Raw genomic sequence first — 14,346 nt, 5'->3', positions numbered from 1 at the left:
GCTTACGTCACCGCACGATGGCGGGAAGGTTGCAGAGTGGTTTCCGCGCGCAGCCGCGTCAGACGGAAAGCATCGCCACCGCGGTAGGCACGGCGGCCTCGGTCCACAGCGCATATTGCGCGGCGGAGGGGTGCAGGCCGTCGTCGGCGAGCAGGGCGGGGTGCTGTCGCGAGACGCCGGTGATGTCCACGACATGCGCGCCCCGCTGCGCGGCCTCTTCTCGCGCGATGGCGTTGTAGACGTCCAATTCGTGGGCGATCTTCAATACATCGCGGCCGCTGCCATGAGCGAACGGGGTGACGCCCCAGTCGGGAATGGACAGCACCAGCACACGCCCGGCACGGTTGCCGGCGAGCTCGATGGCGCGTTCGAGCAGGCGGCGGAATTCGTTGCGGTAGTCGTCGGCATCACGGCCGCGATACTGATTGTTCACACCGATCAGCAGGCTCACCAGGTCGTACGGCGGCGCGAACGTGGCGGCATCCATCGCGGCCGAGAGTTCGTCGGTGGTCCAGCCCGTGGTGGCGACGATGGTGGGATCGTCCACCGCCAGTCCTTCGCGACGCAGGCGCACCGCCAGTTGCACCGGCCAGCGGCCCGCTTCGGGCACGCCTTCGCCGATGGAATACGAATCGCCCAGCGCCAGATAACGCATGGTCACGCGACGGCGGCGGTGCGCGGCTTCTGCGAGGCGGCCATGCCGGTGAGCACACGCTCGATGCGCTCGAACACTTCGCGCAACTGCTCCGGCTGCGGCAGCAGGGTCAAGCGCAGATGGCGGCTGTGCGGCACGTTGAAGCTGCTGCCCGGCACTACCAGCACGGATTCCTCTTCCAGCAGGCGCAGCGCGAAGGCGTTGTCGTCGAAATCGGCCAGGCGATCGGCGCGAACGCGCGGGAAGGCGTACAGCGCGCCGGCCGGCGAAACCAGGTCGAGGAACTGGCTGGCTGCGACGCCTTCGAGCACGGCGCGACGCGCCTCGTGCAGGCGGCCGCCCGGTGCGGTGAGCGCGTTGATGGTCGGCGCAGTTTCCAGCGCGGGACGCACCGCCCATTGCGCGGTTACATTGGCGCACAGGCGCAGCGCGGCCAGCAATTGCAGGGCGTCGCGGTAGTCCGCGGTGCGTGCGGGATCGCCCGACAGGCTCATCCATCCCACGCGATAGCCGCAGGCGCGATGCACCTTGCTCAGGCCGCCGAAGCTTACGCAGGGTACGTCGCCCGCCACTTCGGCGAGCGGCTGGAAGACGGTGCCGTCGTAGAGGATCTCGTCGTAGATCTCGTCGCAGAGCAGCAGCAGGCGATGCTTGGCGGCGATCTCCACCATGCGCGCCAGCAGCTCGCGCGGATACACGGCGCCTGTCGGATTGTTCGGATTGATCAGCACCAGTGCGCGCGTGCGCGGCGTGACCAGCGATTCGATTTCCTCGGGATCGGGCAGGTGGCCGTTTTCCGCCAGGCAGCGGTAATAGCGCGGCTTGCCGTCGTTGAGGATGGTGGCGGCGCTCCACAGCGGGTAATCGGGGCTGGGCAGCAGCACCTCGTCACCGGGCGCCAGCAGCGCGCGCAGGCTCAGGTCGATCAGTTCGCTCACGCCGTTGCCGACGAAGATGCGCTCCACTTCCACGCCGCGCGCGCCGCGATGGCGCTGCTGGGCGGCGATGGCATCACGTGCTTCTTCCAGGCCCTGTTCGTGGCCGTAGGCTTCGCTGTCATGCAGGTGACGGGCGATGGCCTCGCGCAGATGCGCCGGCGTTTCGAAGCCGTAGCGACCGGGATTGCCGATGTTGAGCTTGATGATTGGCAGGCCGGCCGCCTCCAGCTCACGGGATCGCCGGGTGAGCGCGCCACGGATTTCATAGCGCACGTCCGCCAGGTGCGCACTGGGTTTGATCGAGGCCAACGCAAGCGTCCTTCGTCTTGGTGTTGTTGCGGCGCAAGAATCTGCCCGCCAATCGCATGCTAGCAGCGTCGCGGCGCCATGGGGGAGCCAAAAATCGTGGGTTTTCGGGCTTTTTCCGGGCAAGCCATCGGGCAGGGCATAATGGTCACCCATGACGCATCCCGAAATCATCGAGCGACTGCGCCGGATCGGTTGGCGCGGCGATGTCCTGCCCGCCGAAGGACGGCAGTTGGCCCGCGTAGTGGCGCAGCATCGCGCCGGCTACGAATTGCATGATGGCGAGCACCTGTTCGGCGCCCAGCCGGCCGGCCATTTCCTCAAGCGCAACCTGGATCCGGCGGATCGCCCGGCCGTGGGCGACTTCGTGGAAATCGAATCGGGCAAGCCGCCACACATCGTGCAGGTGCAGCCGCGGCGCACCGTGCTGTCGCGCGCGGCGGCCGGCGAACGCTACGAACGCCAGATCATCGCCACCAACATCGATTACGTACTGGTGCTGACGGGACTGGATGGCGATTTCAACCCGGCGCGCATCGAGCGCTACCTGTCGCTGACCGAAGGTTCGGGAGCGCAACCGGTGGTGCTGCTGAGCAAGCTCGACACTCGCGAGGATGCGCCCGAACTACTCGCGGCCCTGCGCGAGCGCCTGCCGCAGGGCACGCCCATCCACGCCATCAACGGCAAGGACCCGGCCAGCAGCGACGTGCTGCTGCCCTACCTTCAGCCTGGCGACAGTGCCGTGCTGGTGGGTTCGTCCGGAGCCGGCAAATCCACGCTCACCAATACGCTGCTCGGCACCGAGCGCATGGCCACCAGCGCCGTGCGCGGCCACGACAGTCGCGGGCGGCACACCACCACGTATCGCGCATTGCTGCAGCTGCCCAGCGGCGGCTGCCTGATCGACACGCCCGGCATGCGCGAGCTCAAGCTCACCGGCGAGGAAAACCTCGACCTGTTCGCCGACATCGACGCACTGGCCGAACAATGCCGCTTCGCCGACTGCGGCCACGGCAGCGAGCCCGGTTGCGCGGTGCAGGCGGCGCTGGACAGCGGCGATCTTTCCGCCGAGCGCTGGCGCAATTACCTGAAACTGCGCGACGAACGCGAAGAACAGGCCACCACGCTGGAAGCCAAGCTGCGCCGCCAGCGCGGCGGGCGCCCAGTGGCGCGGCCACATGCCCATCGCCACTCACGCGACCGCGAATAGTCGAATGCAGCGCTGTCGTGGTGTGGCGGGTGCACTAGTATCGAGTCGTCTTGGTTAGGGAAGCGGGCATGCAGCGGCTGTCGTCGCGTTCGAGGTTCTTCTTCAAGCGGGTGTATCCCGCCTTCTGCTTCGGTGCTTTGGCGCACAAGCCCGATCCGGTGTCGACGGACATCATCCCGCGCATCGATGCGTTGCGGTTGCGGAGGGCGGCATGAGCAGCCCTGGCGTCGCGTTCTCGCCGGAACTCCAGCGTTACGCCGATCTGGACAAGCGCCTGCTGGCTGCCGTACGCGGCATCCGCATCTTGCCCACCGTCGCATGGCCCGCCTCGCTGGAAGACCGCATGATCGCGGCCTACGCGAAGGGTCAGTTCTCGCTCCCCGATGTGCACTACACCGTGCCGGACCTCTCGGCCGAGCGCACCGAGCTGGCCGCCATCGAGCGTGAGGCCGGCTACGGCGATCCGCTCGGCGAATACCTGTGCCGCACCGCCGAGTCGTGGCGCATCGCCGCCGAAATGCTCGAAGCGGTGGGTACCGACCAGGTCACCGCGCCTTCCATCGTGTTGTATGGCCGTCCGGGCGACAAGATTCCCGGCAGCGAGCGCAGCAACCTCGACGCCGCGCGTTATTTCGTGGAACTCGCCGACGAACTGGGTTCGGACCTGATTGCCGACGATGTGCTGGTGGCCATTTCCGCCGATGACCTGCGCGCGGACCTGAGCAAGACGCTGGACGATTTCTTCGGCGAGCCGCTGATTTCCGTGGAAGTGGACCCGGAACTCACCGCCAAGGCGGCGGCCGGCGCCACGCGCATCCGCTTGCGAGGCGGCACGCGCTTCACCGATTACGACCGTCACCAATTGCTGGCGCACGAAGCGCTGGTGCATTCGCTCACGGCCTTGAACGGTCGCGCGCAGCCGCTGCTGGCTTCGCTGGGGCGCACGTCGCCGCGCGTCACCGCGACGCAGGAAGGTCTTGCGGTGTTTGCCGAGCTGATGTCCGGCGCCATCGATATCTCGCGATTGAAGCGCATCAGCTTGCGCATTCTCGCCATCGACATGGCGTTGAGCGGCGCGGATTTCGTCGAGGTCTACCGCTTCTTCAGCGAGTGCGGACAGAGCCCGGCCGATAGCTTCCACTCGGCGCAGCGCGTATTTCGCGGCGTGCCGCTCACCGGCGGCGCGGCGTTCGCGAAGGACAACGTCTATCTCTCCGGCCTGCTCACCGTGCACACGTTCTTTCGCTGGGCGCTCAAGCAGCGGCGCATGGACATGTTGCGGCATCTTTTCGCAGGCAAGCTGGCGCTGCACGATGTCATCAGCCTGCAACCGTATTTCGCCTCGGGCGTCATCGCCGCGCCGCGCTGGTTGCCGCCGTGGATGCAGCACGCTCACGGGTTGGCAGGCAAGCTCGCATTCTCGTTGTTCGTCAACCGCATACACATGGGCAAGGTGCAGGCGGAGACGTTGTCGCTGAGTCTTTGATGCGTGCGTGGCGCCTCGGTAACGTGGTGCTCGCTTGCATACCAGTTGTGTGAACCATCACGCCACCATGCTGCACCGCATCGTCGGGGAAGGGTGGTCGGCGGTGATACCATTCGACGATGCCGCTGCGCGGCACCCGACTCCCCATCACATTCGATCTCTCTATCCCATGGCCCTTCCCGAAGAATTGCGCCTCGCCGCTCTCGAGTACCACCGCCTGCCGCGCCCCGGCAAGATCAAGGTGACCGCGACCAAGCCGATGGTCACGCAGCGCGATCTCGCACTGGCTTACTCGCCCGGCGTGGCTTATGCCTGCGAAGCCATCGTCGAGGATCCCAACGCCGCCAGCGAAATGACGGCACGTGGCAACCTCGTCGCGGTGATCACCAACGGCACCGCGGTGCTCGGCCTGGGCGACATCGGCCCGCTCGCCGGCAAGCCGGTGATGGAAGGCAAGGGCGTGCTGTTCCAGAAGTTCGCCGGCATCGACGTGTTCGACATCGAGATCAACGAGCGCGACCCGGACAAGCTGGTCGACATCATCGCCTCGCTCGAACCGACCTTCGGCGGCATCAACCTCGAAGACATCAAGGCGCCGGAGTGCTTCATCGTCGAGCGCAAGTTGCGCGAGCGCATGAAGATCCCGGTGTTCCACGACGACCAGCACGGCACCGCCATCATCGTGGGCGCGGCCATCGTCAATGCGCTGGAAGTGGTCGGCAAGAAAATCCAGGACGTGAAGCTCGCCACCACCGGCGTGGGCGCCGCGGGCATCGCCTGCCTGGACATGCTGGTGGCGCTGGGCCTGAAGCCCGAGCACATCCTGGCGTTCGATCGCGAAGGCGTGCTGTACGCCGGCCGCGACCACATGGACCCGGACAAGCAGCGCTACGCGCGCGACACCGACAAGCGCACGCTGGCCGAGATCGTGGCGGGCGCCGATGTGTTCCTGGGCCTCTCGGCCGGCGGCATCCTCAAGCCGGAGATGGTCGCCAGCATGGCCGACCAGCCGATCATCCTCGCGCTGGCCAACCCCAATCCCGAGATTTCGCCGGAAGACGCCAAGAAGGTGCGCCCGGATTGCATCATCGCCACGGGCCGTTCGGATTACCCGAACCAGGTCAACAACGCGCTGTGCTTCCCGTACATCTTCCGCGGCGCGCTCGACGTGGGCGCCACCGTCATCAACGAGTCGATGAAGACCGCCTGCGTGCGCGCCATCGCCGAGCTGGCCCGCATGGAAGCTGGCGACCTGGCCAGCGCCTATGGTGGTGACGTTCCCACGTTTGGTCCCGACTACCTGATTCCGCGTCCGTTCGATCCGCGCCTGCTGGTGATGCTGGCGCCGGCGGTGGCGCAGGCCGCGATGGATTCGGGCGTGGCCACGCGTCCCATGGTGGACATGGAGGCATACAAGGAAAAGCTCGGCCAGTTCATCTATCGCACCGGCCTGCTGATGAAGCCGGTGTACGAGCGCGCGCGCTCGGACCTCAAGCGCGTGGTCTACGCCGAGGGTGAAGAAGAGACAGTGCTGCGCGCGGTGCAGACGGTGATCGACGAGCGCCTGGCGTTCCCGATCCTGATCGGTCGCCCCAGCGTGATCGAGACACGCATCCAGCGCCTTGGTCTGCGCATGCGCGAAGGCGTGGATTTCGAGCTCACCAACATCGATGACGATCCGCGCTTCAACGAATACTGGCAGCAGTACCACGCGCTCACCGAGCGTCGCGGCGTGTCGCCGGCAGCAGCGAAGAACCTGCTGCGTTCGCGCCCCACGCTGATCGCCTCGATCATGGTGGAACGTGGCGAAGCCGACGCGATGATCTGCGGCCTGGTGGGCCGCTTCCACAAGAAGCTCGGCTACATGCGCAGCGTATTCGGCCTCGACCCGGGCGTGTCGTGCACATCGGCCATGACCGGTGTGATCAACGACCAGGGCGCGTGGTTCTTCCTCGACACGCACGTGCAGTGCGATCCCACCGCCGAGCAGATCGCCGAGGCCACGCTGCAGGCCAGCTATCGCCTCAAGCTGTTCGGCATCGAGCCGAAGATTGCGCTGCTGTCGCATTCGAATTTCGGCAGCCACGAGAACGCCAGCGCTGCCAAGATGCGCAAGGTGCGCGAGATCCTCGTGCAGCGTAATCCCAAGCTCGACATGGACGGCGAAATGCAGGCCGACACCGCGTGGGACGAGGCACTGCGCCTGCGCATGTTCCCCAACACCACGCTCTCGGGCCGCGCCAACCTGTTCGTGATGCCGAACCTCGATGCCGCCAACATCACCTACAACATGGTGCGCGTGATGACCGACGGCGTGGCCATCGGCCCGATCCTGATGGGCATCAACAAGCCCGCGCACATCCTCACGCCGGCAGCCACGCCGCGTCGCGTGGTGAACATGACGGCAATCGCCGCAGTGGACGCGCAGATTCGCCACGCGCAAGGCGAGCGTCGCAGTTGAGGCGCTGCTTTATCGGCTAGGTGAGAACGGGGCCTGGTTGGCCCCGTTTTCGTTTCTGCAGGTCGCCCCGGGTGCGGGTCGGGGTGGAAAATCCGTTTCCCCCGGGGGCCGCGTTGATCGCGACTAAAGTTGAACCCATATGGGAACGACGGCCCATCAATATCTTGCATTCCCATTCGCCTCCGTATTGTCTCGATCCAATTGGCGAAAAACCCCGCCGGAGCTACACTCGGAGGGTTTCCCGCCTCTTACCCGGAGGCGATCCACCTACAGCCGCGCCAACCCCCCGGCGCCGCGGAGAGAAGCTCCCCATGGATCAGCTCGACGACATCCTCCACCAGGACCTCGACCCCACCGAAACCCAGGAATGGGTCGAATCGCTCAATGCCGTCATCAACCACGATGGCACCGAGCGAGCGCACTACCTGCTGGAAAAGATGGTCGATTCGACGCGCCGGGCCGGCGGCTACCTGCCGTTCAACCCGACCACCGAATACGTCAACACCATTTCGCCGGGCAACGAAGCCAAGATGCCGGGCGACGCCGCGATGGAGTGGCGCATCCGCACGCTGATCCGCTGGAACGCGATGGCGATGGTCGTGCGCGCCAACCGCAAGCCCGGCGAGCTGGGCGGCCACATCGCCAGCTTCGCCTCGTCGGCCACGCTGTATGACGTGGGCTTCAACCATTTCTGGCGCGCACCGAGCGCCGATCACCCGGGCGACCTGGTGTTCCACCAGGGCCATTCCAGCCCGGGCGTGTATGCCCGTTCGTTCCTCGAAGGCCGCATCAGCGAGGAGCAGCTCGACCTGTTCCGCATGGAAGTGGCCGGCAAGGGTCATGGCCTGTCGTCGTATCCGCACCCGTGGCTGATGCCGGACTACTGGCAGGTGCCGACGGTGTCGATGGGCCTGGGCCCGATCCAGGCCATCTACCAGGCGCAGTTCTGGAAGTACCTGGAACACCGCGGCCTGATGCCCAAGACCGATCGCAAGATCTGGTGCTTCATGGGCGACGGCGAAACCGACGAGCCCGAGTCGCTCGGCGCCATCTCGCTGGCCGGCCGCGAAGGCCTGGACAACCTGGTGTTCGTGATCAACTGCAACCTGCAGCGCCTCGACGGCCCGGTGCGCGGCAACGGCAAGATCATCCAGGAACTGGAAGGCGTGTTCCGCGGCGCCGGCTGGAATGCCATCAAGGTGGTGTGGGGTTCCTACTGGGATCCGCTCCTCGCCCGCGACACCAAGGGCGTGCTGCGCAAGCTGATGATGGAAACCGTCGACGGCGAGTACCAGGCGTGCAAGGCCTTCGGCGGCGCGTACACGCGCGAGCACTTCTTCAACAAGTACCCCGAAACCCGCGAGATGGTGGCCAACCTGTCGGACGACGACATCTGGCGCCTCAACCGCGGTGGCCATGATCCGCACAAGGTGTACGCGGCGTACGACCAGGCCGTGAAGACCAAGGGCATGCCGACCGTGATCCTCGCCAAGACGGTGAAGGGCTACGGCATGGGCGCGGCCGGCGAATCGCAGAACCCGACGCACCAGCAGAAGAAGCTGGACGCCGACGCCGTGCGCCACTTCCGCGACCGCTTCAACATCCCGGTGGCCGACGACAAGCTGGCCGACGTGCCGTACTTCCACCCGGGCAAGGATTCGCCGGAAGTGGAATACATGATGGAGCGTCGTCGCGCGCTGGGCGGTTTCCTGCCGCAGCGCCGCCGCACCTCCGACGTGAAGCTCAAGGCGCCGGAACTGTCGGCGTTCGAGCAGATCACCAAGGGCTCGGGCGATCGCGAAATCTCCACCACCATGGCGCTGGTGCGCGGCATGAACCTGATGCTGCGCGACAAGCAGATCGGCGAGCGCATCGTGCCGATCGTGGCCGACGAAGCGCGCACGTTCGGCATGGAAGGCATGTTCCGCCAGATCGGCATCTACGCGCCGTTCGGCCAGAAGTACCGCCCGCAGGACGCCGACCAGCTGCTGTACTACCGCGAAGACCAGAAGGGCCAGGTGCTGCAGGAAGGCATCTCCGAGGCCGGCGGCATGGCCGCGTGGATGGCGGCGGCCACCAGCTACAGCATCAGCAACCAGCCGATGCTGCCGTTCTTCGTGTACTACTCGATGTTCGGCTTCCAGCGCATCGGCGACCTCGCCTGGGCAGCGGGCGACATGCGTGCGCGCGGCTTCCTGATCGGTGGCACCGCCGGCCGCACCACCATCAACGGTGAAGGCCTGCAGCACGAAGACGGCCACTCGCACCTGCTCTCCGGTGCGATCCCGAGCGTGAAGTCGTACGACCCGACGTTCTCCTACGAAGTCGCGGTGATCCTGCAGGACGGCACGCGCCGCATGCTGCAGGAACAGCAGGACGTGTACTACTACCTGACCGTGATGAACGAGAACTACCAGCACCCGGACATGCCGGCCGGTGCCGAGGAAGGCATCATCAAGGGCATGTACCTGTTCAAGGACGCCGGCAAGCCGAAGAAGGGCGAGACGCGCGTGCAGCTGCTGGGTTCGGGCACGATCCTGCGCGAAGTCATCGCTGCCGCCGAGTTGCTGGAGAAGGATTTCGGCGTGACCTCGGACATCTGGTCCTGCCCGAGCTTCAGCGAACTGCGTCGTGACGGTTTCGACGCCGAGCGCTGGAACCGCCTGCATCCGGAATCGGAACAGCGCGTGCCGTACGTGACCGGCCTGTTGCAGGGCCGCCAGGGCCCGGCCATCGCCGCCACCGACTACGTGCGTGAGTTCTCGGATCAGATCCGCGCCTTCATGCCGGACGGCATGCGTTACACCGTACTGGGCACCGACGGTTACGGTCGTTCCGACACGCGCGCACACCTGCGTGGCTTCTTCGAAGTCGACCGTTACTGGATCGCCCACGCCGCGCTGGCTGCGCTGGCGAAGGACGGCAAGGTCAACGCGAAGGACGTGGCCCGCGCCATCAAGACCTACAAGCTGGATCCGGACAAGCCGAATCCCGAAACGGTCTGAGGCAGGGTTCAAACTGCCGAACCAGAAAACGCCGCGAGTGATCGCGGCGTTTTTTTATGGGCAGCCGCGCAGTGAACTCTTCCAGAGGCGCGGCAAATGGCCGTCCAAAAACAAACCCGCCTTTCGGCGGGTTTGTACGGATGGCTGGCGACGCTTACTCGTCGTCCCCGCGGAACAGGTGCCGCAGCAGGAAGAACGCACCTACCGTGCCGGCAATGATCGCGGTGGTTGCCACCGGGTGGCGCGTCACATGGCGGCGCAGGCGACGGTACTGATAGTTCGCTTCGTCGGCGAAGTCTTCCGCGGCGTGGCCAATGCGGCGCGCATACGTGGTGCGGTTGCGGCCGAAGCGGCGGCTGGCCTCGCGGCCGCGCTCCACCAATTCATCGGCTCGCCCGGCGGCCTCGCCGGCGTAGTGGCGTACGCGGTCACGGACGCCGTTGACGGTGTTCTCGAGGTCGTAGTGGCGGCTCATGGCGTCCTCCTGCAATAAGTGCGCTTCACGTTGCCAGCGGCGGTGTGAGCGGTGCGTAAATAATGGCCGGCCTGTTCAGCTGCGATGCCGGCCCACGACGGACGCATCGCCGCGCCCGGCCGCCAGCACGCGCGCGATGCCTTGGCGCACCGGTGGCAAGACATCGCTGGCACGAAGCAGCGCGGAACGGGCGAGCCGGGCGATGGGTCGGTCGTCGGTATACATGCCGACCACGGCCATGGTGGCGGCATACAACGGCCAGGTGGCGCGGCGATGCAGGCGCTGATAGCGGCGCAGCAGATCCGGCGAGCCGATGTCGCTGCCATGGGCAACGGCCCGCGCGATCAGCGATCCCAATGTCTCCACGCTGCGCAAGCCGAGGTTGAAGCCATGCGCCGTGACGGGATGCATGCCAACGGCCGCATCACCGACCAGCGCAAGGCGATGCGCCACGAACCGCCGCGCATACACGCTCACCAGCGGATACGTGTGACGCGTGGAGGTGAGTCGCATATCGCCGAAACGGCCATCGAAGCGACGACGCATCTCCGACTGGAAGTGCTCCTCCGCCATGTCCATCACGCGTTGCATCTCCCGTGGCGGCAAGGTGAGCACGATGGATGCCTCGCCGCCATTCAAGGGCAGCGCGGCCAGTGTCTGTGCATGGCCGAACCACTCGAGCGCTTCGTCGTCGTGCGGTTTCTCCAGCGCCATCCGGCAGACCAGCATGGTCTTGCCGAAGTCATGCATGTCGGCAGCCATGCCCGCATCGCGACGAAGGCGGGAGAAGCGGCTGTCGGCGGCGATGGCCACGCTTGCGCTGACTTCCGCGCCATTCGACAGGCGCAGTCGCGCGGCCTCGTCGTTCAACGTGATGCCTTCGACGGAAACGTTGCACGCCAGCGTGATGTTGGGTTGATGCTCGATGCTTGAGTATGCGGCGCGGCGGATGCAGTGATTGGGCACAAGGAAACCCAGCGCGGCGTCCGATGCGGTCGCCGGCGTTACGTGCAATCCGCGCGGCGACGTTCCATTGAGCACTCGCGCGCTGCGTAGCGGCGAGACGTCCGCAGGCCCCAGGCGATCCCAGATGCCGAGTTCGCGCAGGATGCGCGCGGAACGCAAGGTCAGCGCGATCTCGCGTCCATCGAACGGCGGGTCGCGCAGCACATCGAGCGATTGCTGCTCGACCACGAGGATGCTGAGTCCCGTGCGCGCGAGGGAGCGAGCAAGGCAAAGCCCGGCAGGGCCGGCGCCGACAATGGCGATATCGACGTGCATGGCATGGCGCGTGAAGGAAGATGCCTCATGCTAACGGGCGTGCACGGCCTTCCTTTGATGTGGATCAAGCCAAGGCCGCCACCATTCGCCGATGGCGTTCGAACCGATAAGTGCTTTGCCTAGGAGAGATGTCAGGCGGCGCGGTCGCTCGCGAATTCCCGTCGAACGGCGGCGCTGCGCAACCGCCACGCGATCCATGCGAACAGCAGGATCAACAGCACCGGCCGCATCATCGCCTCGATCTGCTGGAACGCCAGCACATGTTGAAACCACGACGCGAAGGCCGGCGGCATCTGTGGCGGCATATCGGCCTGCACGGCTTTCGCCAGGACGGGTTGCACGACGAGCGCATACGGGATCATCGCCAGCTGGAGCAGCATGTCGACGAACAGCAACGCGATGAAACCCGCGCGTGCCCACCGGCGTCGCCATAGCAGCCCCAGCGCGCAAGCGAGGTGCAGCAAGGCCACGGCCGACCCCAGCAGCAACCACTGGGCCTCGTGCGCGTAGATCCATGGCCACGGCGGCGGCAGCGTTTCCATGGCCTGGGTGATGTGCAACATCTGCTGGTTGATGGGTGCGGTGCCCGCATGGGCGAGGCGGTGCGTCACGGTGGAGGTGAACGAGAGCAATGCCATGGCGCAGGCGCCGAGTGCGCCCAGCCCCACGAACGCCCAGCCCAGCACCGTCACGAACATGGAACGAGTCGGCGTCGTCATGCTTTCCCCCTGATGAGTGCGCGGCGCGCGGTGCCGGCGCCAGGACTATACCCGGCTCACGGACGCCCGGCCTATCGGGAAAAGATGATCAGAGGGTGGTTTGCGCGCCGGCTTCGGCCACCGGCGGTGCTTCCACGCGCAGGCTCTGGCGACGGCGCAGCGAGGGGAACATGGCCATCCACAAGCCCACCACCACCAGCGTGCCGATGCCGCCGATCACAGTGGCATTCACCGCGCCCAGCCAGGCGGCCAGCATGCCCGACTCGAACTCGCCGAGCTGGTTGGAGGTGTTGATGAAGATGGCGTTGACCGCACTCACGCGGCCGCGCATGTCGTCGGGCGTATCGAGCTGCACGAGCGCGCCGCGTATCACCATGCTCACCATGTCGAACGCGCCCAGCGCGAACAGGGCAATGAGCGAAAGCCACAGCAGCTTGGACACCGCGAACACCAGCGTCGCCAGGCCGAAGCCGGCGACCGAGGCGAACATGATCGGTCCCACGCGTCGCTCCATGGTGTGGCGCGCCAGCCATAGCGACATCAGCAACGCGCCCACGGCGGGCGCGGCGCGCAGCAAACCGAGACCCCACGGACCGGTATGCAGGATGTCCTTGGCGAAGATGGGCAGCAGCGCCGTGGCTCCGCCCAGCAACACGGCGAAGAGATCCAGCGAAATCACGCCCAGCACATCCGGACGGCGACGAATGAAATGCACGCCGGCGAACAAGGTCTTCAACGTGGCCGGCTCGCGCTTGGGCTGCGCCTGTTCGTAGCGCATGCGCAGCATCAGCACCACGGCGATCAGGTACAACGCAGCGCACACGGTGTAGACCGTGCCCGCGCCCGCCACATAGAGCAGGCCGCCCACGGCGGGGCCCATGATCATGGCCGCCTGTCCCGCCGACGCGCTTGCCGCCATGGCCCGGGGCAGGATGGCGGTAGGCACCAGCGCAGGCAGCATCGATTGCAGCGCAGGAAATTCGAAGGCTTTTGCGACGCCGATGACGAACACCAGCGAGAGGATCAGCGCCTCATGCGCCAGATGCATGAGGCTGATGACGGCCAGCACCGCAATGGCCAGCATGTCCACGATCTGTCCCAGCATCACGATGCGGCGTCGTTCGAACTGATCGGCAACATGGCCGGCGGGCAGCGCCAGCATCACGGAAGGAATGAACTGCACCAGGCCGATGAGACCCAGGTCGAGCGCACGGCCGGTGATGGCATAGATCTGCCAACCCACGGCCACCGACAACATCTGGAAACCAAAGCCCGAACAGATGCGGGCGAACCAGAACTGCACGAATGCGGGATGCGAGCGCAGCGATTCCGCAGAAGCTTGCGCAGGGGAAGGGGGCATGAGGGGATCCTTGCGGGAGCGCTTGCATTATCGGTAGCTGAAGCGCTCAGGCAAAGCACCGCGGCTTCACGTTTGTAGCACAGGCCGTTGCCGCTGCCGCCCCTAGCGTGGCGATAGGAGAGCGAGCCTGCGAGGTGAGTCATGGGCCAGTTTGCCAAACGCGTGTACACCGACCCTGCCAAGATCCGTCGTCTGGAGTACCTGGTCGATCAGTTGCCCACCAACGGTCACGTGGTATTGCAACTGATGGACGGCACCAGCTACGACGGCGTGGTGTGCGAACGCCCCAACGTGCAGGTGTTTCGCGACTTTCAGGAAAACGAGGGCATCAATGGCGTCGTGCGACTCGAACGACCCGATGCCCCCGCGTGGACCTGCTATGTGTGGCTTGGCGATATCCATCGCGTGGAGCATCTCGATTCCATCATGGGCAGCGAGACCTGAGGCCTC

The 14,346-nt window shown here is 65.9% G+C and carries 12 protein-coding genes; 6 read left to right on the top strand and 6 right to left on the bottom strand.

The features are described 5' to 3' along the window. Positions 1-58: 58 nt before the first annotated feature. Both ABIC75_RS09835 and ABIC75_RS09830 read right to left on the bottom strand, forming a co-directional pair. Positions 59-655, bottom strand: coding sequence for an SGNH/GDSL hydrolase family protein (locus ABIC75_RS09835; RefSeq protein ID WP_354013746.1), 597 nt, complete (start codon positions 653-655; stop codon positions 59-61). 2 nt (positions 656-657) lie between these two features. Then, complete coding sequence (locus tag ABIC75_RS09830) at positions 658-1,902, bottom strand: aminotransferase class I/II-fold pyridoxal phosphate-dependent enzyme (RefSeq protein ID WP_354013645.1); 1,245 nt, start codon at positions 1,900-1,902, stop codon at positions 658-660. A gap of 151 nt (positions 1,903-2,053) precedes the next feature. Here ABIC75_RS09830 and rsgA point away from each other — a divergent pair, with 151 nt between their 5' ends. The 5 genes from rsgA to aceE all read left to right on the top strand — a co-directional run bounded on the left by rsgA (position 2,054) and on the right by aceE (position 10,061). After that, complete coding sequence (gene rsgA / locus ABIC75_RS09825) at positions 2,054-3,109, top strand: ribosome small subunit-dependent GTPase A (RefSeq protein WP_354013644.1); 1,056 nt, start codon at positions 2,054-2,056, stop codon at positions 3,107-3,109. 68 nt (positions 3,110-3,177) lie between these two features. Beyond that, complete coding sequence (locus ABIC75_RS09820) at positions 3,178-3,324, top strand: hypothetical protein (RefSeq protein WP_354013643.1); 147 nt, start codon at positions 3,178-3,180, stop codon at positions 3,322-3,324. Beyond that, on the top strand, positions 3,321-4,595 hold the full coding sequence (locus ABIC75_RS09815; protein ID WP_354013642.1) for a flavohemoglobin expression-modulating QEGLA motif protein: 1,275 nt from the start codon (positions 3,321-3,323) through the stop codon (positions 4,593-4,595). Before ABIC75_RS09820 ends, ABIC75_RS09815 begins: the two co-directional genes overlap by 4 nt. Positions 4,596-4,764: 169 nt before the next feature. Further along, positions 4,765-7,056 carry an NADP-dependent malic enzyme gene (locus ABIC75_RS09810; protein WP_354013641.1) on the top strand — a complete coding sequence of 764 codons (2,292 nt, stop codon included), beginning with the start codon at positions 4,765-4,767 and terminating at the stop codon, positions 7,054-7,056. 311 nt (positions 7,057-7,367) lie between these two features. Continuing rightward, positions 7,368-10,061: a pyruvate dehydrogenase (acetyl-transferring), homodimeric type gene (gene aceE, locus ABIC75_RS09805; protein ID WP_354013640.1), complete on the top strand. Its 2,694-nt coding sequence runs from the start codon at positions 7,368-7,370 to the stop codon at positions 10,059-10,061. 154 nt (positions 10,062-10,215) lie between these two features. Here aceE and ABIC75_RS09800 read toward each other — a convergent pair whose 3' ends face one another. The 4 genes from ABIC75_RS09800 to ABIC75_RS09785 form a co-directional block, all read right to left on the bottom strand. Then, positions 10,216-10,536 (bottom strand): hypothetical protein, encoded by a 321-nt coding sequence (locus ABIC75_RS09800; protein ID WP_354013639.1) that lies wholly within the window; start codon positions 10,534-10,536, stop codon positions 10,216-10,218. A 75-nt stretch (positions 10,537-10,611) separates the two neighbouring features. After that, entirely contained in the window at positions 10,612-11,817 is a 1,206-nt protein-coding gene (gene ubiM, locus ABIC75_RS09795) for a 5-demethoxyubiquinol-8 5-hydroxylase UbiM (protein WP_354013638.1), read from the bottom strand. 131 nt (positions 11,818-11,948) lie between these two features. Beyond that, positions 11,949-12,536, bottom strand: a complete 588-nt coding sequence (locus ABIC75_RS09790; RefSeq protein WP_354013637.1) for a hypothetical protein — start codon at positions 12,534-12,536, stop codon at positions 11,949-11,951. Between the two features lie 88 nt (positions 12,537-12,624). Further along, positions 12,625-13,896 carry an MFS transporter gene (locus ABIC75_RS09785; protein ID WP_354013636.1) on the bottom strand — a complete coding sequence of 424 codons (1,272 nt, stop codon included), beginning with the start codon at positions 13,894-13,896 and terminating at the stop codon, positions 12,625-12,627. A gap of 141 nt (positions 13,897-14,037) precedes the next feature. On the opposite strand from ABIC75_RS09785, the gene ABIC75_RS09780 reads away from it, so the two are divergent. Then, positions 14,038-14,340: a DUF3247 family protein gene (locus tag ABIC75_RS09780; protein ID WP_354013635.1), complete on the top strand. Its 303-nt coding sequence runs from the start codon at positions 14,038-14,040 to the stop codon at positions 14,338-14,340. Positions 14,341-14,346 lie beyond the last annotated feature (6 nt).

Source organism: Dyella japonica, assembly GCF_040545895.1.
Lineage (GTDB): Bacteria > Pseudomonadota > Gammaproteobacteria > Xanthomonadales > Rhodanobacteraceae > Dyella > Dyella japonica_D.
Note: the sequence above shows the minus strand (reverse complement) of the source record. Positions and strands in the feature narration are given on the sequence as shown.

Bases quoted from the DNA above. Each gene is read 5' to 3' on its own strand.
- ABIC75_RS09835 (WP_354013746.1), bottom strand. From the start codon at position 655: ATGCGTTATCTGGCGCTGGGCGATTCGTATTCCATCGGCGAAGGCGTG.
- rsgA (WP_354013644.1), top strand. From the start codon at position 2,054: ATGACGCATCCCGAAATCATCGAGCGACTGCGCCGGATCGGTTGGCGC.
- ABIC75_RS09820 (WP_354013643.1), top strand. From the start codon at position 3,178: ATGCAGCGGCTGTCGTCGCGTTCGAGGTTCTTCTTCAAGCGGGTGTAT.
- ABIC75_RS09815 (WP_354013642.1), top strand. From the start codon at position 3,321: ATGAGCAGCCCTGGCGTCGCGTTCTCGCCGGAACTCCAGCGTTACGCC.
- ABIC75_RS09810 (WP_354013641.1), top strand. From the start codon at position 4,765: ATGGCCCTTCCCGAAGAATTGCGCCTCGCCGCTCTCGAGTACCACCGC.
- aceE (WP_354013640.1), top strand. From the start codon at position 7,368: ATGGATCAGCTCGACGACATCCTCCACCAGGACCTCGACCCCACCGAA.
- ABIC75_RS09800 (WP_354013639.1), bottom strand. From the start codon at position 10,536: ATGAGCCGCCACTACGACCTCGAGAACACCGTCAACGGCGTCCGTGAC.
- ubiM (WP_354013638.1), bottom strand. From the start codon at position 11,817: ATGCACGTCGATATCGCCATTGTCGGCGCCGGCCCTGCCGGGCTTTGC.
- ABIC75_RS09790 (WP_354013637.1), bottom strand. From the start codon at position 12,536: ATGACGACGCCGACTCGTTCCATGTTCGTGACGGTGCTGGGCTGGGCG.
- ABIC75_RS09785 (WP_354013636.1), bottom strand. From the start codon at position 13,896: ATGCCCCCTTCCCCTGCGCAAGCTTCTGCGGAATCGCTGCGCTCGCAT.
- ABIC75_RS09780 (WP_354013635.1), top strand. From the start codon at position 14,038: ATGGGCCAGTTTGCCAAACGCGTGTACACCGACCCTGCCAAGATCCGT.